The sequence below is a fragment of the Paenarthrobacter sp. JL.01a genome, from assembly GCF_025452095.1.
Classification (GTDB): Bacteria; Actinomycetota; Actinomycetes; order Actinomycetales; family Micrococcaceae; genus Arthrobacter.
Window position 1 is genome coordinate 756,594 of the sequence record NZ_CP104877.1, and the last position, 21,111, is coordinate 777,704.

Below are 21,111 nucleotides of genomic sequence, written 5' to 3' on the forward strand. Positions count from 1 at the left end.
CGGTCTAGTCCACCCAGATGGATGGCTCGTGGGTATCCGGTTCCATGGGGGCGAAGTCGAATCCGTCTGCACCGGGCACATAGGGGATGATGGCGGCCAGGACAGCCCCTTCACGGTGTTCGGCCGCGCCGTGAATACCGTCGGAGCCGTGTTCCGGCAAGCTGACATCGCTGACGATGGCTACCGCCCGGTATTCGTCGCGGCCTTGGCGAAGCAGCTCGTGGAGGTCGGACAGCATTTGTCCGGCGTCCACTTGTCCATCCTCGTCAGGTTCACCCGGCGTGACCATGACGATCCGTAGTTCGCCATCGTTGGCCAGGGTGATGCCGAAGGGAAAGAAGCCGCCGTTCTGCTGAAGATGCTCCTGCGCGGTTCCAAGACCTGTGCCTAGTGTCTCCCGCAGTTCGCGGTCCTCGGCAGACTCTTCCGGGACGGCGCTGGACATTTGATCACTCATGCCGACCACACGCGTGCTTCAGTGGGAAGTACTGCCGAATCTCCGAAGACGACGGCGTTGGATTGCCCGTCGATTTCGTAGGGCTTCAAGATGTTCATGGACAGCCCTTCGGCGTGTTCGATGTGCAGCCTGACTGCGTCCACGGCCCCACTGTCTCCAACCTGGACAGTAACGTCGGTCAGTATGCAGGTTCCCCGCAGAGTGTCTTTCTTGCTGCGGAATCCCTCGGTCATCATCTGGACGGATTCAGTGGAGTCTATTTCGCCGTCCTCGTTTGCCTCCTGATAGGCCATGTGGTGCCCAAGTTCGCCAGTGAGATCCGTGGTGATGCCGTAGGGGGCCAGCACGCCGTTCTTGCCCAGCTGATCCTGGGCGAAAGGAACAGCCGCTCCCACAAGCTTGAAGACGTCCTGGATTGCCTCCTCGGAGAGGCCCTCGTGCCACCATTCTTCCGCCGGGGCCGGTGCTTCGCCGGTCCAAACGTGGGCATCCTGGTCTTCCGTCCGGGGTTCGCCGAAGGTGGGGTGCTTCAGGAACTTCTTCCTGGTGAAGTCCACGCGGATGAGCTGGCTGATCCCGCTCCGGTGTTCCGCCCACAGGTGGAGCGTGTCCTCGGTCTTGCCGGATTGCGGATCCAGCACAGCGACAATCGCGAGGAGGTTTTCGGCGTAGCCGGAAAAGAGATCGACGGTCAGCTTCACCGCCTTCACAGGGTCCGGGGGCAAGGTTCCCCGGATTTCCTGCGGGACTTCGCCACGGTGGATGGCGCCCTCGGAGTCGAGCATGAAGACGAACGGGGCAAAGCTCTTGTTAAGGACCAACTGAGCGTCGGCTAGCTTCAGGGCCTCGGCCACGACAGCCGCCAATTCGGATTCGGGGGAGGTCCGTGCCTCGGGCGGAAGCTGCGTCATGGCTGTAAGCCTAACCCCGTACCAACGCGAGTACGCGGTCGCGGATCTTTTCCATGGTGGGCTGGTCCTTGGCCTCGGCGTTCAACCGCAGGAAGGGCTCGGTGTTGGAGGGCCGCAGGTTGAACCACCAGCTGCCGTCCTTGGCCGTGAACGTGCTGCCGTCCATGTGGTCGATCTCGATGTCTTCGGTTTCAAAGTCCACGCGCACGCGCTCCACAGCGGCCGCCTTGTCTTCGATTTCGGAGTTGATCTCGCCCGAGGATACGTAGGGTTCGTACTGGCGGCCGAGCTCAGAAAGCAGTCCATCCTGCTCGCCGAGCGCAGCAAGTACGTGCATGGCTGCAAGCATTCCGGTGTCAGCGTTCCAGAAGTCCCTGAAGTAGAAGTGCGCGGAGTGTTCTCCGCCGAAGACTGCGCCCTCCTCAGCCATGACTGCCTTGATGAAGGAGTGGCCCACGCGCGTGCGGACTGCTCGGCCGCCGTCGTTGGCAACAAGCTCCGGGACAGCCTTGGAGGTCAGGAGGTTGTGGATGATCACAGGGGTTTCTTCGCCGGACTGCCGGGCGCGGGCGATCTCGCGTCGGGCAACCATTCCTGTGATGGCCGACGGGGAGACAGGCTGCCCCTTTTCGTCAATGACGAAGCAGCGGTCGGCGTCGCCGTCGAAAGCGAGACCGATATCCGCGCCATGCTTGACGACGGCAGCCTGCAGGTCGCGGAGGTTTTCCGGTTCCAGCGGGTTTGCCGGGTGGTTCGGGAAGGAGCCGTCCAGCTCAAAGTAGAGCGGGATGATTTCGAAGGGGAGCGCCGGGAGCAGCTTGTCGCCCAGGACGGCCGGAGTAGTCAGGCCGGCCATGCCGTTGCCGGCGTCAACCACGATCTTCAGGGGCCGGGAACCGGAGAGGTCCACCAGTTTGCGCAGGTACTCGGAGTAGTCCTTCAAGACATCATGGACCCCGATTTCGCCGCGGGTCGCCGCGGACGGAATGGAGCCGTCGTTCAGGTACTGCTCTGCAAGTGCCTGGATTTCCTTGAGGCCGCTTTCGGACGAGATCGGCTGGGCGCCCGCTTTGGCCATCTTGATGCCGTTGTATTCGGCTGGATTGTGGCTCGCGGTGAACGTGGCACCGGCGGCGTTCAGGGCGCCACAAGCGTAGTAGAGCTCGTCGGTGGAGATCAGGTCAAGGAGCTGAACGTTGGCACCACGGGTTGCCGCACCGTTGGCGAAGGCCTGGCTGAACTCAGGGGACGAAGGGCGCATGTCGCCGCCAACGAGGACGGTTTCCCCCTCGAGGCCCAGGACGTCGATGAAGGCAGCGCCGACGGCCTCGACGATTTCAGCGGTGATGGATTCACCTACGATGCCCCGGACGTCGTACGCCTTAAAGGATGCCGAGAGGTCGAATGTCTTGTTCTGCTCGCTAGTCACGGGCTCAATCCTACTGTGGCTACCCATCAGGGCAGGAACCCGTGGGTGCGCTATGTGGATACCCGTTATCCACATAGCGCAGTCCGCCCGTTTTTGCTGTCAGGGGCGGCTGGAATACTGGGGTTATGGCCAACAACTCCCCAAACACTGCCGTTCCCGTGCAATCAGCAACCCAGCAGGAAGCGCTGGCATGCCTTCGTGAACTCGTTGGCCACCCGGAAGCCCAGTTCCACGATGGCCAGTTTGAAGCCATCGAAGCGCTGGTGGATGCGGGACGCAGGGCGTTGGTGGTCCAACGTACCGGTTGGGGCAAATCAGCGGTTTACTTCGTTTCCTCGCTGCTCTTGCGGCGGAGGGGAGCCGGGCCCACGCTGATCGTTTCACCCCTGCTGGCGCTCATGCGTGACCAAGTTGCCGCGGCTGCACGTGCGGGCGTCCGGGCGGTGGCGATCAATTCCGCCAACGCCCTCGAATGGGACACGGTCCTGGCGCAACTGGCCGCGGACGACGTAGATGTCCTGCTCGTGTCGCCGGAGCGGCTGACCAACCCCTCCTTCAGGGAGAACCAGCTGCCCGAGCTCATCCGGCGGACAGGACTGCTGGTGATCGATGAAGCCCACTGTATTTCCGACTGGGGGCACGATTTCCGCCCCGATTACCGGCGCATCTCGGACCTCATCTCACAGTTGCCCGAGACTGTACCCGTCTTGGCAACAACTGCCACGGCCAACTCCCGGGTAGTCCACGACATTGAAGAGCAGCTTGGTGCCGGAGTGCTGACCATCCGCGGCGGCTTGGGGAGGGAGTCCCTGCGCCTGGGGGTGCTCAACCTTCCCGACTCCAGGGACCGTCTCGGATGGCTGCTGACCCACCTGGCTGACTTGCCCGGCAGCGGCATCATCTACACGCTGACGGTATCTGCGGCCGAAGACACCGCCCGGCTCCTCGCCGAGGCCGGACATAACGTCCTGTCCTACACGGGCAGGACGGACCCCGCAGACAGGGAGCGGGCAGAGCAACTGCTCAAGGACAACCAGGTGAAAGCCCTTGTAGCCACCTCCGCCCTGGGCATGGGATTCGACAAGCCGGACCTCGGCTTCGTGATCCACCTCGGTGCTCCGTCGTCACCTGTCGCCTATTACCAACAGGTCGGTCGTGCAGGCCGTGGTGCAGCCAATGCAGACGTCCTTCTCCTGCCGGGCTCAGAGGACCGCGAGATCTGGCAATACTTTGCCACTGCATCCATGCCATCGGAAGAAAAGGCCGCGGCCGTGCTGGCTGTGCTCGGCGATGCCGGCTCTGCCATGTCCACCGTCGCGCTGGAAGCACGCGTAGACCTTCGGCGCACGCCTTTGGAGCTTCTCCTGAAGGTTCTGGCCGTAGACGGAGCCGTCGAGCGCGTAGGCGGAGGCTGGAGGTCAACCGGACGGCCGTGGCATTACGACGCCGAACGCTACGCCCGCATTGCCGAGGCCCGGGTAGACGAGCAGGATTCCATGGTGGTCTACCAGGACACAGCCGGATGCCGGATGGAGTACATTACGTCAGTCCTCGACGACGAGACAGCTGCCCCTTGCGGGCGCTGCGACAACTGTGCGGGCCGCTGGTTCCCCGTTGACGTGGCGGAATCTGCTGCGGATGCGGCCGGGCAGACGCTCCGCCGGGCAGGGATCGCCGTGGAACCGCGGCTTCAGTGGCCCAGTGGTATGGACCGGTTGGGCGTCGCCGTCAAGGGAAAGATCAAGCCGGACGAGAGCATGGCCGAGGGTCGCGTTCTTGCCAGGCTGACGGACCTGGGTTGGGGTGGTGCTTTGCGTGAACTGTTCGCAGCAGGCGCACCGGACCGGGTGGTCGATCCGGAAATGCTGCAGGCCTGCGTCCAGGTTCTGCGGGAGTGGTCCGGGGCCGAGGGCGGAACCCCATGGAGCGGAGCAGGCCGGCCCGCCGCTGTCGTCAGCATTCCCTCGCGCAGCAAACCACAACTGGTTGAGTCGCTGGCTCAGGGAATCGCCGGGATCGGCAGGATGCCATACTTGGGCCAGCTTCAGGTGGCTCACGGAGGACCCACCGGCTCGCGGGGAGGCAACAGCGCCTACAGGCTCGCCGGGGTGTGGGAACGGCTGGTTGTGGGGCCGGAACTTGCCCAGGCATTGTCGGGGATCGGGAGCCAGCCAGTGCTTTTGGTGGACGATCTGGTCGACAGCCGGTGGACCATGACAGTGTCCGCGCGCGCGTTGCGTCAGGCGGGTGTTGCAGCAGTACTTCCCCTTGCGCTGGCACAGGCGGGGTAGCCGGCAGTAGGAAAGCGTCATGTTGTGATCGCTCCCACATCAGGTCTATAGGATCGAGGAAACGCTGATTCTGCTCAACCGCTGAGCCAGCCGCAGAGCGCAGCCGAACCTGGACCGGAGCCATGACCACAAGACCCAGCGCCCATGTCACCGATGCCAGCCAAACCAGCTGGCGGCCGCGTTTGGCCTTGCTGGTCGCGGCGACGTTCTTCATGGAGTTCCTTGACGGGACGATCCTGACTACGGCCATTCCAAGCATCGCCTCCGACTTCCGGGTTGCTCCAGCGGACATCAACATCACCATGACGGCATACCTGGTCACTGTCGCGATGGGGATCCCGCTGAGCAGTTGGCTGGCTGAACGCTTCGGTGCCCGCAGGATCTTCTGCCTGGCGATCTCCGTCTTCACCATCGCATCCCTGCTCTGCGCGGTGAGCCCCGATCTGACCATGCTCACACTCAGCCGAGTGGCCCAGGGGATGGGCGGGGCCATGATGGTACCCGTGGGAACCTTGGTAGTCCTGCGGGGTACGCCCAAGTCCGAGCTCCTCCGAGCAACCGCTTATCTGGTCTGGCCGGGGCTCCTGGCCCCCGTCCTGGCTCCGATGGTGGGCGGGGCCCTCACCACTTTCCTTTCGTGGCACTGGATCTTCATTATCAACGTTCCCTTGGGCCTGGCGGCATTCATCGCCGCGCTCAGGTTGGTTCCGCGCACACAGTTTGACGGCGGCCGCCGCCTCGACTGGTTTGGCCTCCTGCTGACTACCTTGGGCGTGGGAGCGTTGGTGGTCGGTCTTGAAACCCTGGGCGGCCACGCCTCCAACCTCCTTGCAGTCCTGGTGGTGGTAGCCGGGGTGCTTTCACTGGCCGGGGCAGTTTTCTGGATGAGGAAGGCCAAGGTACCGCTCTTTAACCTCAGTGTGTTTGGCACCAAGACCTTCCGGGCCACCTCCACGGGCGGGTTCATTTACCGGCTGACCATCAGTTCCGTGCCATTCCTGCTGCCCCTGATGTTCCAGGACGGTTTCGGATGGGATCCCCTGAAAGCCGGCGTCATGGTCGCGGCGGTGTTCGTGGGCAACATCGGCATCAAGCCAGCCACGACGCCGCTCATCAGGCGCTTCGGTTTCAAAGCCGTCCTGGTATTTGCTTCCTTGGCCTCGGCCGTGACGTTCGCCCTGTGTGCTTTCCTCAACGCGCAGACGCCCGAACCCCTGATTTTTGCTCTGCTGCTGTTCAGCGGCGCTTTCCGCTCCATCGGATTTTCCGCGTACGCCTCCGTGCAGTACGCGGACATCGTTCCCGGTCAGCTGCCTTCCGCCAACGCGATCTCGGCCACGCTGGTTCAGCTGGCGGCTGCGGCCGGAATCGCTGTCGGGGCCTTGTTCCTGCGCCTCTTTGACGCGACACGCCTGTTCGGCCCTGACCACTCGGGAGCCTACAAAGGGGCGTTCATCGCCATGGCTGTCCTGATGCTGATCAGTACCATCGACAGCCTGACGTTGCACCGTCACGCGGGAGCGGAAGTCAGCGGAGCAGCGGCCGGGACGGACCGCAGCTGAAGGACACCCGGGCTGGGGACGCCAAAAACCCGAGCCCGCGCCACGCCACTTAAACGCAAAAGGTCCCGGTTCGAAAACCGGGACCAATTCGCGGAGACGGGGGGATTTGAACCCCCGGTCGAGTTTAACCCCGACCCTTCATTAGCAGTGAAGTCCATTCGGCCGCTCTGGCACGTCTCCATCCGCTATTGCTAGCCCACCAAGGATACGCAGAAGGTGTCGTCCAGTGCAAAACAGCCGTGCAATCCAGTGTCAGCGTCCTGGAAGGGGTTACTTGCTCCCGGCCAGTGCGAGCCACAGGAAGTGGTTGCTCCGGGCTTGGAGCGCTGCAGCTTGCCTGTTGTCGGACGCTCCGGCGTGCCCGCCCTCCAATGCCTCGTGGAACCACACGTTCGGGATGCCCATGGCTTGCATCCGTGCCGCCATCTTCCGGGCCTGCACAGGGCTCACCCGGTCGTCGGAGGTCGCCGTCCAGATGAACGTTTCGGGATACTCGATGCCATCGCGCAGCAGGTGGTACGGCGAGAACGTCCGGATGAATTCCCATTGCTCAGGGACATCTGGGTCACCGTATTCGGCGATCCAGGAGTAGCCCGCCGAAAGCTTGGTGTACCGGCGCATGTCCAGGAGCGGTACGCCGCAGGAGACGGCACCAAAGAGTTCGGGGTACTGGGTGAGCATGTTGCCCACCAGGAGGCCTCCGTTGGAGCCGCCGACGCAGCCAAGCCGGCGCCGGCTGGTGACGCCGCGAGAGATCAGGTCCTTGGCTACGGCGGCGAAGTCCTCGTAGGCGCGGTGCCGGTTCTCTTGGAGCGCAGCACGGTGCCAAGAAGGGCCGTACTCTCCGCCACCGCGGATGTTGGCCACAACATAGACACCGCCGCGGGAGTGGGCGGCAGCCCCGACGTCGGACGTTGTGCGGCGCTCCAGCCAGGCCCGTCCGATGGTGCCGCTGTAGGCCGGAGTCCGGGAAACCTCGAAACCGCCGTAGCCGGAGAGCTGGGTGGGGTTCTCGCCGTCGAGCACCAGGTCCTTGGACGCAACCTGGAAATACGGGACCTTGGTCCCATCCGAGGAGGTGGCGAAGTGCTGCTGGACTTCATAGTCGGCTTCGTTGAAGAACGACGGCGACCGCTTCACCACCGAGTGCTCGCTCGCCACGCCAGCGGACGCTGACCCGGAGGATGAAGGACCAAGCGTGCCCCGGGTCAAGGTGGTGGGCGTCGTGAAACCGGTGGCCACCAACCAGAAGTCATTCCCGGCGCCGGATTCAGCGTCGTCTTCATCGTCCACGGCGTAGGCGTTGACATCATGCAGGGGAGGGCAGGCATCCAGGATGGTGGAAGCCCACGTCCCGTCGCTGTCCACAGAAGATGGGTCCAGCACGCGGATCTCCGAGGAAACGTCCCGGAGCAGGTTCAGCAGCAGGTAGTCCTTGGCCCAGCTCCAGGACTGCAACGAGGTGTGTGCATCAGGGGTGAAAAGAACCAGCAGGGCACGCGAACCGGCAAGGTAGCTCTCGAAATCCGCTGCCAACAAGGATCCGGCCGGGTACGTTACATCGTCCACCTCCCAGTCACCCTGGGGCCGGAAGAGCAGCCAATCGCGGTGGGCGCTGAGGTTCACATCGGTGGGAACGTCGATGGGCACCCATGAGTCGTCCCGGAGCAACCACGTGCTGCGGTTGTAGAAGTCGATGTAGTCCACGGCGAAGGTCCGCTCGTAGCCGGGAGTGGAGTCGTGCGCCACCATGGCAAGCATGTGGTTTTCGGGGATTTCGAAGAGGCGTTCAGCGTCCGCAAGCAATTGACCGCGGCGAAGCTTGACGCCGGTCCGTGCGTAGGAGGAGGACGTTGCGGGCAGGCCTTCGGCGGTGCTGGACACCAGAAGGGTGTCGGCATCAAGCCAGCTCACGTTGCCCTTGGCTGTAGGGATGTCGAAGCCACCTGCCGCCGGGTCCACGAAGGTGCGGGATTCGACGTCGAACTCCCGGTGCCGGTCGGCGTCGCCGCCGTCGGGGGAGAGCGAAACCATGGCCAGGCGGTAATCGGAACCGTCGGCGGGACGAAGGAAACCGGCGCCGTGGAAGACCCATTCGACGCCTTCCGCGGCTGCCAGGGCATCGATGTCGAGCAGCACATCCCACTCCGGCTGGTCGCTGAGATAGCTCTCCCACGTGGTGCGGCGCCACAGGCCCTTGGGGTGCTCCTGGTCCTTCCAGAAGTTGTAGTAGAAATCGCCGCGTTTGTTCACCATGGCGATCCGGTCCGTGGAGTCCATGACTTCCAAAATGCCGGACTGGAGCACCGCATAATCGGCGTCTTCCAGCAGTTCCTCTGTGCGTGCGTTCTGTTCCCTGACCCAGGCGAGCTGTTCTTCGCCGTGGATGTCCTCCAGCCAGGCGTTCTCATCCGTGGGTTCCGGCGCTGCGGCATTCTCTGACAATGGCGAGGGATCAGCTGCTGTGGTGGTCATGGCCCCATCCAAGCAACACTGTTCGACGGTAGGCAAGTCACGCAGAGTTAGGCTTGAGCGTGGCTAAATCGCAAACCAACCGTGTTGCCCTGCTGGGGGCCGGCCCTCGGGGCACCAGTGTCCTTGAGCGGTTGCTCGCGAACTGGGCTGCCGGGGACACCGAGGGAGCCACCCTCCACATCCATGTTGTGGATCCTTTCCCTGCCGGTTCCGGGCACGTCTGGCAGCCCGGGCAGTCCCGCCTGTACTTGATGAATACACAGGCGTTCTACCCGACACTGATCCCCGAGGATCCCGAGCTCGCAACCCCGCTGACGGGTGGCTCCTTCGACCAGTGGCGAGAGGCCCGACGTCGTGATGGTGCGGGCCTGGACGACGCCGAAAAAGCCGAGCTGGCCACCCTGGAATCACACGACTTCCCCAGCCGCGCCCTGTACGGGCGCTATCTGCGCCAAACCCTGGAGGGGCTGCTGGACCGGCTGCCCGACGGCGTCGAGGTCACCTTCCATGAAATGCCCGCCGTTGCTGCGCGTCCGGTTGACGGGAAGTTCGACGTCGAACTCGCCGACGGCACGACGCTCACCGTCGGTTCGGTGGTGCTGGCGTTGGGGCACATCGAATCGCGGCTCAACCCTGAGCAGAAGTCATTCAAGCGCGCGGCCGACGAGCTGGGCTTGGCGTATTTCCCGCCGGCACCGCCCGCGGATGTGGATTGGCAGGCGGTGCCGGACAGCCAACCCGTTCTTGTCCGGGGCATGGGCTTGAACTTCTTTGACGTGATGGGCCAACTGACGGAGGGTCGCGGAGGCAAGTTTGTCGAGGCAGGGGTGCCCGGAGCCGGTGTCCTGGAGTACCGGCCATCGGGCCGTGAACCCAGGATCTTCGCTGCCTCCCGCCGCGGTACGCCGTACCGGGCCAAGGCAGGGCTGGACGGCTACTACCCACGCAGCATCACCATGCGGTACCTGACAGAAGACGCGGTTGACCGGTTCCGGGCAGCAGGCATCCAGCCCGGTTTCGACCACGATCTCTGGCCGTTGCTGCACAGGGATGCGTTGTGGGCCTACTACTCAACGCTGGCCAGGTCCCAGCCCGCCGCGATCAAGGATCCGGCACAGTTTTTGGCCGACCTGCAGGACGCGCTGCAACCGCATGCCCACACCACGGCGCACTGGGAACACGATGTGGAGGTCCTGGTTGAAAAGCACGTGGTTGCTTCGCGCCGTTTGAATCTTCGTGGGCTCGCGGCGCCGTTGGCGGGACGGACGTTCGCGTCACGGCGTGACCTGGATGCCGCGATCACCGCCTACCTGGACGACGACGCCCGGCGCTCGGCTTTGGGTGAAGCCGACCCCGTGAAGATGGCCATTGGGGCACTCCACACCGGCCGGGCGATCCTCAAGACTGTCGTAGCGGACGGCGGCATCACGGACGAGTCCTGGTTGGCCGGTCTGCGTGGCTGGTTCGAATCGTTTGTCGAAGGACTGGCCAGCGGGCCGCCCGCGCTCCGCTCGGAGCAGCTCGCCGCCTTGGCGCGTGCCGGCGTCGTAAGTTTTGTCGGACCGGACCCCAAGTTCAGCGTCGATCGCAGCGCAAAGGTGTTCCGGGCGGCTTCGCCGTGGGTTCACGACGGGCCCGTGGAGGCGGAGACCCTCATTGAGGCGATGTCGCCGGCGAACAGGGTGGGCATCAATATTTCCCCGCTGCTTGAGCAACTCATGGCCGACGGCCTGGTGCGGACCAAGATCATGATGAGCGTTGAGGGCACCCCCATGCAGACCACCGGCCTTGACGTCGAACCGCACCCGTACCGCCCGATAGCCGCCAACGGGTCCGTTACGGAAAACATGTACGTGCTCGGGCTGCAGTTGTCTGCGTCGCAGTGGGGCAATGCCATCGCCGCGGAGGCCCGTCCCCGCACCGGCCCCGCCTATGCCAGCGGGCAACGGACCCTGCGCGACGCCGACGAAATCGCCCGTAGCATTCTGGGACTCCAGAGCCCCCGGGTTGCGTCACCAGCCAGCCTTCGTTAGTGTGTGAGCTGCATCACCCGTTGGGTGTGCGCGCTTTTGATCTGCGGCGGGAGAGCCCTGCCGGTACATTTCGTCAGGCGCCGTAGGAGCAAACCCTCCCCAGGAATCTCTCAGGCCCATGTACCGCCGCGGCGAGGCAACTCTGGAAAGCAGTCCGGCCACCGGACTCACCGAAGGTGCAAGCAGGCCCATGCCTGCGGAAACTCTCAGGTCTACCTACAGAGCGGGGAGGAACCCGAATCAATGCGGCACCACAGTGCCGCCTGAACGACGGAGTTCCTTTGACGATTCATCCCACCACCGGCAACGATTCACCGCATCTCGAACGCCAGCTCAGCAACCGCCACATCCAGCTCATCGCCATCGGCGGTGCCATTGGAACCGGCCTCTTCATGGGCTCCGGCAAGACCATTTCCGCAGCCGGCCCCTCCGTAATTTTCGTGTACATGATCATCGGCTTCATGCTGTTCTTCGTCATGCGCGCCATGGGCGAGCTGCTCCTGAGCAACCTGAATTACAAGTCCTTCAGCGATTTCGCCGCAGACCTCCTCGGTCCCTGGGCCGGCTTCTTCACCGGGTGGACCTACTGGTTCTGCTGGGTCATCACGGGCATCGCAGACGTCATTGCGATTGCCGGGTACTCGGAGGAGTTGTGGCCAGGGCTGCCCTTGTGGATTCCAGGTCTTATCACCATCGGCATCCTGCTGCTCCTGAACCTGGCCACGGTCAAGGCCTTCGGCGAGACCGAATTCTGGTTCGCGCTTATCAAGATTGTGGCCATCGCCGCCCTGATTATCGTTGGCCTGTTCATGATCCTCAGCGGCTTCCAGTCCGACGCCGGACCGGCCAGCTTCAGCAACCTCTGGAGTCATGGCGGCTTCTTCCCGAACGAGTTCATGGGCTTTGTTGCCGGATTCCAGATTGCCGTGTTCGCGTTCGTGGGCATTGAGCTGGTGGGCACCACCGCTGCCGAGGCCAAGGACCCGGATAAGAACCTGCCCAAGGCCATCAACTCCATCCCCATCCGCGTGCTGCTCTTCTACGTAGGCGCGCTCATCATCCTCATGTCCGTCACTCCGTGGACCCAGTTCGCCGCGGGCCACAGCCCCTTCATCGCCATGTTCTCCCTGGCAGGCCTTGGTGCAGCGGCCACGATCGTGAACCTGGTAGTGCTGACCTCCGCAATGTCCTCGGCCAACTCCGGCATCTACTCCACGTCACGCATGGTGTACGGCCTGGCCCAGGAAGGCGACGCGCCCGCGGTCTTCAGCGCCCTGTCCGGACGCAAAGTACCCCGCAACGCCCTGTTCCTTTCCTGCGTCCTGTTGCTGTCCGGCGTCGTGCTCATGTACGCCGGGCAGGATGTGGGCAAGGCGTTCGACATGGTCACCACAGTTTCGGCTGTCTGCTTCGTGTTCGTGTGGTCGATCATCCTGGCCAGCTACCTGGCCTTCAGGAAGCGCCGTCCCCACTTGCATGATTCTTCGGCCTTCAAGATGCCGGGTGGGGTGGTGATGGTGTGGGTGGTGTTTGCTTTCTTCGCGTTCATCCTTTGGGCCCTGACCACCCAGCCGGACACGCTCATGGCGCTGCTGGTCACTCCGGTGTGGTTCCTCGCGCTTGGCGTGGCCTGGGCGGTCCTTCGCAAACGGCCCACCCACCTGGCCCGTTACGAGCACTTCAAGGCCGAGCTGCAGAAGGACGCTGAGCGGGTGAACGAACCCGAATCTGTCCGCAGCTGACACCCAAGCAAAGAGCCAGGTCCCTCGGAAGTCGAGGAGCCTGGCTCTTTGGCTGTCAGGGGAGGGTTAGCCCCGCAGGCACTTCTGGTACTCCAGCCAGGCGAAGGCATAACGAAGCCAGCCCACGATGTCGTACCACTTGGACGGCTTGGTTGGCTCGGTGCACTGAGGTGGCTGGGGCCCGCTTGCAGCCACCAAGACCTCCGCCTTGACCGTGGTTCCACTTTCGACGGCGGTCAGCACCACGGTGCCGGTTCCTGCGGCGGCCGCTGCGGGAACCTTGAGGTTCACTGTGGCGGAGCCGGCTGCAACGGGCACGTCGCCGAGCACCAGCGAGGCGCCCTTGGCGTCGGTAAAGACTGCCTTCAGCGTCTTGTTGGCCGGGCTGCCGATCGATGTCAGGTCCAGTTTGGACACTGCCAGGGTGATCGGGTCGCCAGCTTTGACCTCGGCGGCAGTTGTGTCGGCAACAGCGACGGAACGCCGGGCGAAGTCCGGCGATACCGGGTTGTGGGCCTGGAGGTACTTGATCCAGGCATCCCGGTCCACCAGGCCGGTGTCCTTTGTGTTGCTGCCTTCCTTGAACACCCGGAAGTTGTCACCGCCGGTTGCCAGGAAGCTGAAGGTGCCGATCCTGTACTGCTTGGCAGGATCGATGACCGCGCCGTTGACCCAGATCCCGGTGACGCGGTCGCCTGCGGCGCGTGCGGCGTCGTAGGTGTAGTTGACGTTCTTGGACAGGCCCAGCTGCTGGTACGGGCGGCTGGGCACCGTTCCGTCCGGGTTGGTCTGCCACTGCTGCTCCAAGAGAGTCTTGAACTGCGTACCTGTCAGCGACGTGGTCCACAGATTATTCACGAACGGCAGTACGGCGTTGGCTTCTGCGTAGGTGATGGTGCCGTCCGGCGCGTAGTAGAGCTCGTTGCGCAGGCCGCCAGGATTCACGACGCCGATCTCCGCCGCGCCCAGTTCCGGCGCCTTGAGCGTATCCACCAGGGAGTCCGCCACCAGGTTGCCCAGCGTCGATTCGCTCGCGCGATCGTCACGCTTGGGGGCTCCGCCTGCCGGGTCAGGAGTGAAGGCGGTGGTGATATCGGCTGTTACCGCACCGACCGGCTGGTTTCCGATTTCTGCGGCATTGGCCAGGGCCTTGTCCACGATGGTCTTGACCTGGGCAACGCGCGGGTAGGCGGCCACCAGGCTTGCGGCGGTGTCAGTGGTGCGGTCCACAACAGCAGCCTTGTAGGCCGTCACGGACTTGGAGGCTGTGTCCACCGTGAGCGTCACGCTGCCCACGTTCTCGCCGTAGTTGCCGGTCTGCACGATGGGTCGGGTTTTGCCTGTGGGCTGGCCGTTGGAGTCCAGGATGGGTGCGTCCCAGGCATACTCCTTGTGGGTGTGGCCGGTGAAGATCGCAGCGACGTCCGGGGTGGTTTCGTTGACCAACTTGGCGAACGGACCACCTGCCGCCACTTCCTGTTCCAGCGTTGCGCCCTCGGGTGTTCCGGATGCCGCGCCGTCGTGGTTCTCCACGATGATCAGGTCAGCTGCGTTGTCGGCCTTGATCTTGGCGGCCACACGGTTGATGGCTTCCACGGGGTCCCCGAATTCCAGATCGGCGATGCCAGCCGGGGTCACCAGCGTTGGTACCTCCTGGGTGACCGTGCCGATCACGGCGACCCGCATCCCATTCATGTCCAGGACTTTGTACTCCGGCAGGACCGGGGTGGTGGTGCCCTTCTGGTAGACATTGGCGCCCAGGTAGGCGAACTTCGCGTTGGTACCTCCGGCGATGACGCGCTCGCGCAGGTCCTGCCAGCCGCCGTCGAACTCGTGGTTGCCGACCGCGGAAGCCTGCAGTTCCAGTGCGTTCAGGACGTCGATGGTGGGTTGGTCCTTCGCAACCGAAGAAGCGAAGAGCGAAGCGCCGATGTTGTCGCCGGCCGAGATGAACGCCGTGGCGCCCGGTGCTGCCGCAGCGCGGAGCTTCTCCACGGTCCCTGCGAAGAGCACCGTGTTGTTGTCGATGCGGCCATGGAAATCGTTGATGCCCAGGAACTGCAGGTCCACTGTTGCCGGTGCGTCCGGGGCCAGGTTCAGGCCGACCACGACGGGGTCGTGGTCGCTGGCCCGGAATTCGTCCGCAGCGTAGTAGTTGGTCACGTTGTTGTTATACCGGCTGTACTCCAGTGCCACGGACTCCACGGAGTTGATGTTCCAGATGTCGGTTCCGGTGACTTTTTGTGCCGCCGAGGGGGAGGCCAGGATGTGGTCCAAGGAACCGACCATTCCGCCGAACAGGTAGGAGTGCTTGCCCGTGCCAACCTCAAGGTCGGTGTAGCCGGCGCCGGTCAGGACGTTGATGGGATCTTCCTTGCCGTAGGCGTTGAAGTCGCCGATCAGGAACACCTTGTCGGTTCCCTTGGAGGCCTGCAGATCCTGCGAGAACGCCAGCAGGGACTGGGCCTGCTTGGTCCGGGCAATATTGGAGGCGCCCTGGCCCTTGTCGGTATCGTCCGGGGTGGCTGCTGAGCCCTTGGACTTGAAGTGGTTCACGATCGCGATGAACTTCTTGTCATCAGCTCCGCCAACTGGCTTGAACACCTGCGCCAGCGGCTTGCGTGCGCTGGCGAATGCCACGGTGTCGTTGTGGATGATGGATTCGCCTACCGGCTCCGCCGTTGCCTTCTTGAAGATGAACGCCGTGCGGATCATGTCCTCGTCGCTCAGCGGGGGAGCGTTCGCAGGAGTGCGGACGTAGTCCCAGACGCCCGGGGTCTTGACGTTGAGGGCGTCCACCAGCTTGGACAGTGCGTCATCACGGTTCTTTCCGAACTGTGCCGAGTTCTCGATCTCTTCGAGGGACACTACGTCGGCTCCGGACTTGGTGATGGCCGCTACGATCTTGGCCTGCTGGCGTTCGAAGTTCTCCGCGTTGGCGGCACCGCGGGCGTTGCAGCCGTCCTTGACGGTGATCGGGTTGCCGTCCCGGTCGGTGTAGAACACGCAACCGCTCAGCTGGTCACCGGTGGTGGGGAAGTAGTTGAGCACGTTGAAGGAGGCCAGCTTGAGGTTCCCGCCAACATCGGCGGGACCATTCGGCCGGGTACCCGTGAAGGACGCGGGTTGGACGGAGTCGGCGTTGGCCGGCGTGAGGGCTGTCAACGGCTGGAATTTCCAGGAGTTGTTGCCGTAGCCCAGAATCACGTCGGTCTTGAACGTGGCGGGTGAACCCACACGGACAGGATCCGCGGCTGTGAGGTACGGCAGCTGCTGGGCCTTCGTAGTGGCGTCCTTGAGGAAGTTCGTGGACGCGCCGTCGTCGAGTTTGATGGCCCGGAGCGCATTGTCGGCCACCACCGCCGCGTATTCGGGCGAACCGTAGCTGGCTACCGCCGTCGGCTGTACCAAAGGCGAGGTGCCTGCGGCGAGGCCGATTTCGCCGTACTGGTTCAGCGAATAGTTGTCCGTGACGGTGAAGTCGCCCTGCGGCGCAACCAGCATGCCTTCCAGGCTTTCGCGGGCTGCTTCATTGGCCGGGAGCGTGAACGGCGTGGATTTGACCTCGGGTGCGGCCTCCGTGAGCTTCTTGAGGCCCGCAGCCTCGACCGTGAGCTGGGTCTGGTTGGCAAACTCACTGACCACGCCGGTCAGTTCAACGTAGTCGCCCTGCTGGACCGTCGCCGTCGTCGTGGGTGAGTAGACAAACAAAGCGTCCGACGCCGTCCTGGCCGCCCCGCCGTTGTCACCGCCGCTTCCCGGGGTCTGGACGTAGTAGCCGTTGAATCCGCCGGTTGCGTAGACGGCGGTCACCTTGCCGCGCGTCGTCACGGTGCTGCCAACGAAAGGACTGGCTGCGCCGGTGCCCTGGATCTCGGCGATGGACTTGGTGCCAGGCTCAGGCTGTGGATCCGGGGGCGTCCCGCCTCCGCCCGATGCCGTCGGCGTGATGGAAGCGTTGAGGCTGAAGTCAGCTGCGTTGGAGTCTGTGTCCACCCCGTTGGTGCGGTTGAGGCTGCGGACATCCGTGTTGCTGGACGGTCCTGTTGCAGCCGCCGTCTCAAAGGTGTTGGAACTGCCATAGCCAAGGAGGTCCGCGACGGCCGCGTTGCCGGTCACGGAGCCGGCAGGCAGAGCTGAGACCGCGGTGGCCTGCTTGGCGAGGATGAGCGTTCCTGCCGTGCCGCTGGGGTTCAGCGTGCCGGTGGCCTGGACATCCGCAGCGGGAAGCGCGGGGGCCGTGGAGGTGCCGCTGTTCGTGGCACCCTGGATCAGGTAGTAGCCCTTGGCCGGAATGCTGCCGGTCAGGGCAGTGATGCCGGTAGGGGCTGCGGCACTGGTGGCTGAACGGTACTGCAGTGACCAACCGGCCAGGCTGACTGCTGCGTCAGAGGAGTTGTAGAGCTCCACGAACTTGTTCTTGAACGCTGCCCCGCTGCTGCCGCCGCTGAGATAGGCCTCGTTGATCACCACCGGCGAGGTGCCGCTGGGTGCGGCTGGATCGTCCGCCGCGAAGGCGGGTGCCGCCGTCAGCGGGGCCGCAAGCAACCCGACTGACAGGACTGTTCCCGCCGCTGTTTTCCAATGGTTTTGGTGCATCCGCTCTAACTTTCATGAGGGAGCCCTGTGGGGCCCTATGGACGACGCCCACCGTCTTGTGAAGTGGGCGATATGCCCGGAAGTTACTCCGGGGTAAAGCTGCCTCGGGCATAGCTGAACACGAACGGATGAATGGGAAGTGGCTCCCGGGTGGCCGGAGGGTTTGCCGGCCAGCACAGGTCCTACTTGGCGGCGCCCTTGAGGGTGCCGGTGGTTGCGGCCCCGGCAGCGGCGCCGATCAGGCAGACAATCTCACGATCGCCGGTCTTCCAGGAATCGCTGGTGGGGTGGAGGAAAGTCACGTCGAGGGCGGACTCTTCGAAGGGCACTCCGACGAACGAGGCAAACTGCGCGCCACAGAACTCTTCTGCTTTGGTTCCCACCTCGGTGGTCCCGGGGAACGCGGAAGTGTCGAGCTTGGTAACGGCGTAGGCCTCAAGGTCGTGGCTCTGATCGCACGGAATGATGGTGACGTCCACAACTTCCTCGGTATCAGGGTTGGCGATGCAGTCACCCAGTTTCACTTTGAAGGCGTCAGCTTTGGACGATTCCGTCGGTTTGCCGGATTCATCCCGCTTGGCATCCCCACTGCTGATGAGCGAACATCCAGCCAGCGCCAGCGATGCCATGGTCAATACGGCAGCAGCCCTGAAGGTCTTTGAAAGGTGGAGCATTCTGGTCCTCATTCCAGGAGGAACACAGGATCCGCATGAAACGGGCCTGTGGTCATCGATGAGGGACCCAACAAGGTAATCCCATCCCGGTCGATCCCCCAAGGCCGACGATGAGAGGCTCCGGCCGGCCGCCCTTGGGTAGGGGGCAGCCGGCCGGACCCGAATTTTCATAGTCTAGGCCGTCTGGCCCTGATCCTGGATCACCTTGAAAACGGCACCCGTGGGATCGGACAACGTGGCCAACCTGCCGAAGGGGGTGTCCTCCGCAGGCTGCATCACGGTGGCGCCGAGGGCTGTTGCCTGCTCCACGGTGGCGTCGGTGTCCGCAACGGCGAAGTACACGCTCCACATGGAGGGAACCTCTTCGGGCAGGAAGCCGGAGGCGTCCATGATGCCTGCCTTCGCGTTCTCCCCGGACCCCAAGGTGGTGTACCTGAACTCCGGGGTGTCGCTCATGACATCCGTTTCCCAGCCGAACACCTTCTGGTAGAACGCCACGGCGGAGTCGTAGTCCTTGGACAGAAGCTCGTGCCATGCAGGCGAACCCGGTTCGGCGGCGACCTCGAAGCCCTTCATCTCCCCGAACTGCCACGCCCCGATCGAGGCGCCGGAAGAGTCCCCGTACATCGCCATGCTGCCCTGCTCAGGAACCTCCATCGGTTCCATGTACACCTGGCCCCCATTGGTCGCTGCGGCTTCGGTGGTCGCCTTGATGTCGTCGGTGCGCAGGTAGGTGGACCACAGATCCGGCATGGCACCCATGTCGGCCTGTTTCTGCATGATCCCGGCTACGAGCTTCCCGTCCTTGGACGCGGTGATGTAGCCGCCGTACTTCTCTTCGTCTCCGGTCTCATAGGTCCAGCCAAACAGTGCGTTGTAGAAGGCCTTCGCCCTCTCTGTATCGGAGGTCATCAGGTCGATCCAACACGGCGAACCGGCAGTGATATCGGGCGTAGGCATGTGTTCAGCTCCTGCTGTCAGGCCGCGGCACATTCCGCGGCTGATGGTTTAGTGGTGGAGACAGGAAGAACACTATGCGGGGGCTCTGACAATTTTCAACGAAAATGCCCCGGGTTCAACAACCCGGGGCATTCATTGGCGGAAGGTAAGGGATTTGAACCCTTGGTACGGGGTTACCGCACACTGGTTTTCAAGACCAGCTCCTTAGGCCGCTCGGACAACCTTCCTCGCCTAGTAGTGTTTCATAGGGAGTTGGCTGTTCCAAAACATCACGTCCTCCAGCCCCCGCCCCGGGGGCCGGATGACACGCAAGAAACCGGGAGTTCGTCATGAAAGCCGTCTACATTTCAGAGCCGGGCGGGCCCGAAGTCCTTGAGGTCCGAGAGGTCCCTTCCCCGGTGCCGGGCGAGGGCGAGGTGCTGATCGACGTCGTCGCTGCAGGCCTGAACCGCGCGGACGTCCAGCAGCGCCGCGGCTTCTATCCGCCACCGCCGGGAGCTTCGGACATTCCGGGGCTTGAAGTATCGGGCCGCATCGCGGCCTTCGGCCCCGGTGTCACCAAGGCCTTCTCCGTGGGCGACAAGGTAGTGGCACTTCTCTCGGGCGGCGGCTACGCCCAGCAGGTGGCCGTGCCCGCTGAACAGGTACTGCGCGTCCCCGAGGGCGTGGACCTGATCACCGCCGCGGCCCTCCCCGAAGTGGCCGCCACGGTCTACTCGAACCTGATCATGACGGCCCAACTGCAGCCCGGCGAGACGGTGCTCATCCACGGCGCCACGGGCGGCATCGGCACCTTGGCCATCCAGCTGGCCAAGGCTTATGGTGCAACTGTGGCAACGACGGCCGGGACCGACGAGAAAGTCGGCACGGCCAAGGCGTTCCTGGGCGCCGACATCGCCATCAACTACGCCGAGGAAAACTTCGTTGAAAGCCTCAGGGCACAAAACGGCGGCAAAGGCGCCGACGTCATCCTCGACGTCGTGGGTGCAAAGTACCTGCAACAGAACGTCGATGCGCTCGCGGAGTACGGCCGGCTGATCATCATCGGCCTGCAGGGCGGCACCACGGCGGAAATCAACCTCGGCCAGCTCCTCAGCAAGCGCGCTGCCGTCATTGGCACCGCCCTCCGGCCGCGGTCGGTTGCCGAGAAGGGCATCATCATGACGGCGGTGCGCGAGTCCGTGTGGCCCATGGTCACTGACGGCCGGATCACGCCGCTGGTTGCCAAGTCGTTCCCCCTGGACCAGGTCCGGGAGGCCCACGAGTACTTCGACTCGGGGGAGCACGTGGGCAAGGTCCTGCTGCTCCTCTGACATTACCGACGCGCAGCAAGGAGCCTCATGTCGATCCGGCACAGTCTGCTGGCCCTGCTCCAGGACCAGCCCAGGTACGGCTATGAGTTGCGCGTGGAATTCGAGGACCGGACAGGTGCCGCCTGGCCGTTGAACATCGGCCAGGTGTACACGACGCTCGATCGGCTGGAGCGCGACGGCCTGGTCAGCAAAGACGGCGACGACGGCGGTGGCCACGTCATCTACAGCATCACTGACGCCGGGGTTGAGGAAGTCGGGGCCTGGTTTGCCGGTGCTGTTGACCGGGGGAATCCGCCCCGGAACGAGATCGCCATCAAGCTGGCGCTCGCCGTGACCATGCCCGGAGTGGATGCCGCCGCCGTCATCCAGTCCCAGCGCGAGGTGTCCGTCAAGGCGCTCCAGGAGCACACCCAGGCGCGTAAGGCAGTCTCAGCCAACCAGCGTGCTTCGGACACTGCCTTTCTGCTGGTGCTCGATTCCCTGGTCTTCCAAGCAGAGGCCGAGGTCCGGTGGCTGGACCTCTGCGAAGCGAGGATGGTGCAGAGCCTGGGGAAGGGCGGATCAAGCAGCGCCGGGGCGAACTGACCGCTCACCGCAGCGGGGATACCGCTCAACGCAACTGCCGTATCGGACCGTGGGTTCCCCCGGTAAGTGGGGTACATACT

At 63.9% G+C, this 21,111-nt stretch carries 13 protein-coding genes, 2 tRNA genes and 1 riboswitch; of the genes, 6 read left to right on the top strand and 9 right to left on the bottom strand.

Annotation, left to right across the window (positions count from 1 at the left end; genetic code table 11):
- Positions 1 to 4 precede the first annotated feature (4 nt).
- From N5P29_RS03705 to N5P29_RS03715, 3 genes are read right to left on the bottom strand one after another with little or no spacing between them, the layout of a single operon-like run.
- Positions 5 to 457 carry a hypothetical protein gene (locus tag N5P29_RS03705; protein WP_262277317.1) on the bottom strand — a complete coding sequence of 151 codons (453 nt, stop codon included), beginning with the start codon at positions 455 to 457 and terminating at the stop codon, positions 5 to 7.
- Positions 454 to 1,368, bottom strand: coding sequence for a hypothetical protein (locus tag N5P29_RS03710; RefSeq protein WP_262277318.1), 915 nt, complete (start codon positions 1,366 to 1,368; stop codon positions 454 to 456). The genes N5P29_RS03705 and N5P29_RS03710 overlap by 4 nt, the downstream gene beginning before the upstream one ends.
- A gap of 10 nt (positions 1,369 to 1,378) precedes the next feature.
- Complete coding sequence (locus N5P29_RS03715) at positions 1,379 to 2,797, bottom strand: phosphomannomutase/phosphoglucomutase (RefSeq protein ID WP_262277319.1); 1,419 nt, start codon at positions 2,795 to 2,797, stop codon at positions 1,379 to 1,381.
- Between the two features lie 125 nt (positions 2,798 to 2,922).
- Between N5P29_RS03715 and N5P29_RS03720 the strand changes: the two genes are divergently transcribed.
- Complete coding sequence (locus N5P29_RS03720) at positions 2,923 to 5,088, top strand: RecQ family ATP-dependent DNA helicase (protein ID WP_262277320.1); 2,166 nt, start codon at positions 2,923 to 2,925, stop codon at positions 5,086 to 5,088.
- 122 nt (positions 5,089 to 5,210) lie between these two features.
- Positions 5,211 to 6,650 (top strand): MFS transporter, encoded by a 1,440-nt coding sequence (locus N5P29_RS03725; RefSeq protein WP_262277321.1) that lies wholly within the window; start codon positions 5,211 to 5,213, stop codon positions 6,648 to 6,650.
- A gap of 91 nt (positions 6,651 to 6,741) precedes the next feature.
- On the opposite strand, the gene N5P29_RS03730 is transcribed toward N5P29_RS03725, so the two are convergent.
- Positions 6,742 to 6,830: transfer RNA gene (locus N5P29_RS03730), tRNA-Ser, on the bottom strand.
- A 90-nt stretch (positions 6,831 to 6,920) separates the two neighbouring features.
- Positions 6,921 to 9,125 (bottom strand): prolyl oligopeptidase family serine peptidase, encoded by a 2,205-nt coding sequence (locus N5P29_RS03735; protein ID WP_262277322.1) that lies wholly within the window; start codon positions 9,123 to 9,125, stop codon positions 6,921 to 6,923.
- Positions 9,126 to 9,184: 59 nt separating this feature from the next.
- Between N5P29_RS03735 and N5P29_RS03740 the strand changes: the two genes are divergently transcribed.
- Both N5P29_RS03740 and cycA read left to right on the top strand, forming a co-directional pair.
- Complete coding sequence (locus tag N5P29_RS03740) at positions 9,185 to 11,158, top strand: FAD/NAD(P)-binding protein (protein WP_262277323.1); 1,974 nt, start codon at positions 9,185 to 9,187, stop codon at positions 11,156 to 11,158.
- A gap of 37 nt (positions 11,159 to 11,195) precedes the next feature.
- A riboswitch (glycine riboswitch) is annotated at positions 11,196 to 11,294 on the top strand.
- A 145-nt stretch (positions 11,295 to 11,439) separates the two neighbouring features.
- Positions 11,440 to 12,900, top strand: coding sequence for a D-serine/D-alanine/glycine transporter (cycA, locus tag N5P29_RS03745; RefSeq protein WP_262277324.1), 1,461 nt, complete (start codon positions 11,440 to 11,442; stop codon positions 12,898 to 12,900).
- Between the two features lie 66 nt (positions 12,901 to 12,966).
- On the opposite strand, the gene N5P29_RS03750 is transcribed toward cycA, so the two are convergent.
- From N5P29_RS03750 to N5P29_RS03765, 4 genes are all read right to left on the bottom strand, one after another.
- On the bottom strand, positions 12,967 to 17,499 hold the full coding sequence (locus N5P29_RS03750) for an ExeM/NucH family extracellular endonuclease (RefSeq protein WP_262277325.1): 4,533 nt from the start codon (positions 17,497 to 17,499) through the stop codon (positions 12,967 to 12,969).
- Positions 17,500 to 17,681: 182 nt separating this feature from the next.
- Positions 17,682 to 18,173, bottom strand: a complete 492-nt coding sequence (locus N5P29_RS03755; RefSeq protein WP_262277326.1) for a septum formation family protein — start codon at positions 18,171 to 18,173, stop codon at positions 17,682 to 17,684.
- Between the two features lie 174 nt (positions 18,174 to 18,347).
- Entirely contained in the window at positions 18,348 to 19,133 is a 786-nt protein-coding gene (locus N5P29_RS03760) for a VOC family protein (protein WP_262277327.1), read from the bottom strand.
- A 136-nt stretch (positions 19,134 to 19,269) separates the two neighbouring features.
- A tRNA-Ser gene (locus N5P29_RS03765) sits at positions 19,270 to 19,360 on the bottom strand.
- 102 nt (positions 19,361 to 19,462) lie between these two features.
- On the opposite strand from N5P29_RS03765, the gene N5P29_RS03770 reads away from it, so the two are divergent.
- Positions 19,463 to 20,446, top strand: coding sequence for an NAD(P)H-quinone oxidoreductase (locus tag N5P29_RS03770; protein ID WP_262277328.1), 984 nt, complete (start codon positions 19,463 to 19,465; stop codon positions 20,444 to 20,446).
- 27 nt (positions 20,447 to 20,473) lie between these two features.
- On the top strand, positions 20,474 to 21,031 hold the full coding sequence (locus tag N5P29_RS03775) for a PadR family transcriptional regulator (RefSeq protein WP_262277329.1): 558 nt from the start codon (positions 20,474 to 20,476) through the stop codon (positions 21,029 to 21,031).
- The last annotated feature ends 80 nt before the right edge of the window (positions 21,032 to 21,111 follow it).

Bases quoted from the DNA above. Each gene is read 5' to 3' on its own strand.
- N5P29_RS03760 (WP_262277327.1), bottom strand. From the start codon at position 19,133: ATGCCTACGCCCGATATCACTGCCGGTTCGCCGTGTTGGATCGACCTG.
- N5P29_RS03735 (WP_262277322.1), bottom strand. From the start codon at position 9,125: ATGACCACCACAGCAGCTGATCCCTCGCCATTGTCAGAGAATGCCGCA.
- N5P29_RS03775 (WP_262277329.1), top strand. From the start codon at position 20,474: ATGTCGATCCGGCACAGTCTGCTGGCCCTGCTCCAGGACCAGCCCAGG.
- N5P29_RS03710 (WP_262277318.1), bottom strand. From the start codon at position 1,368: ATGACGCAGCTTCCGCCCGAGGCACGGACCTCCCCCGAATCCGAATTG.
- N5P29_RS03705 (WP_262277317.1), bottom strand. From the start codon at position 457: ATGAGTGATCAAATGTCCAGCGCCGTCCCGGAAGAGTCTGCCGAGGAC.
- N5P29_RS03755 (WP_262277326.1), bottom strand. From the start codon at position 18,173: ATGCTCCACCTTTCAAAGACCTTCAGGGCTGCTGCCGTATTGACCATG.
- N5P29_RS03725 (WP_262277321.1), top strand. From the start codon at position 5,211: ATGACCACAAGACCCAGCGCCCATGTCACCGATGCCAGCCAAACCAGC.
- N5P29_RS03750 (WP_262277325.1), bottom strand. From the start codon at position 17,499: ATGCACCAAAACCATTGGAAAACAGCGGCGGGAACAGTCCTGTCAGTC.
- N5P29_RS03720 (WP_262277320.1), top strand. From the start codon at position 2,923: ATGGCCAACAACTCCCCAAACACTGCCGTTCCCGTGCAATCAGCAACC.
- N5P29_RS03770 (WP_262277328.1), top strand. From the start codon at position 19,463: ATGAAAGCCGTCTACATTTCAGAGCCGGGCGGGCCCGAAGTCCTTGAG.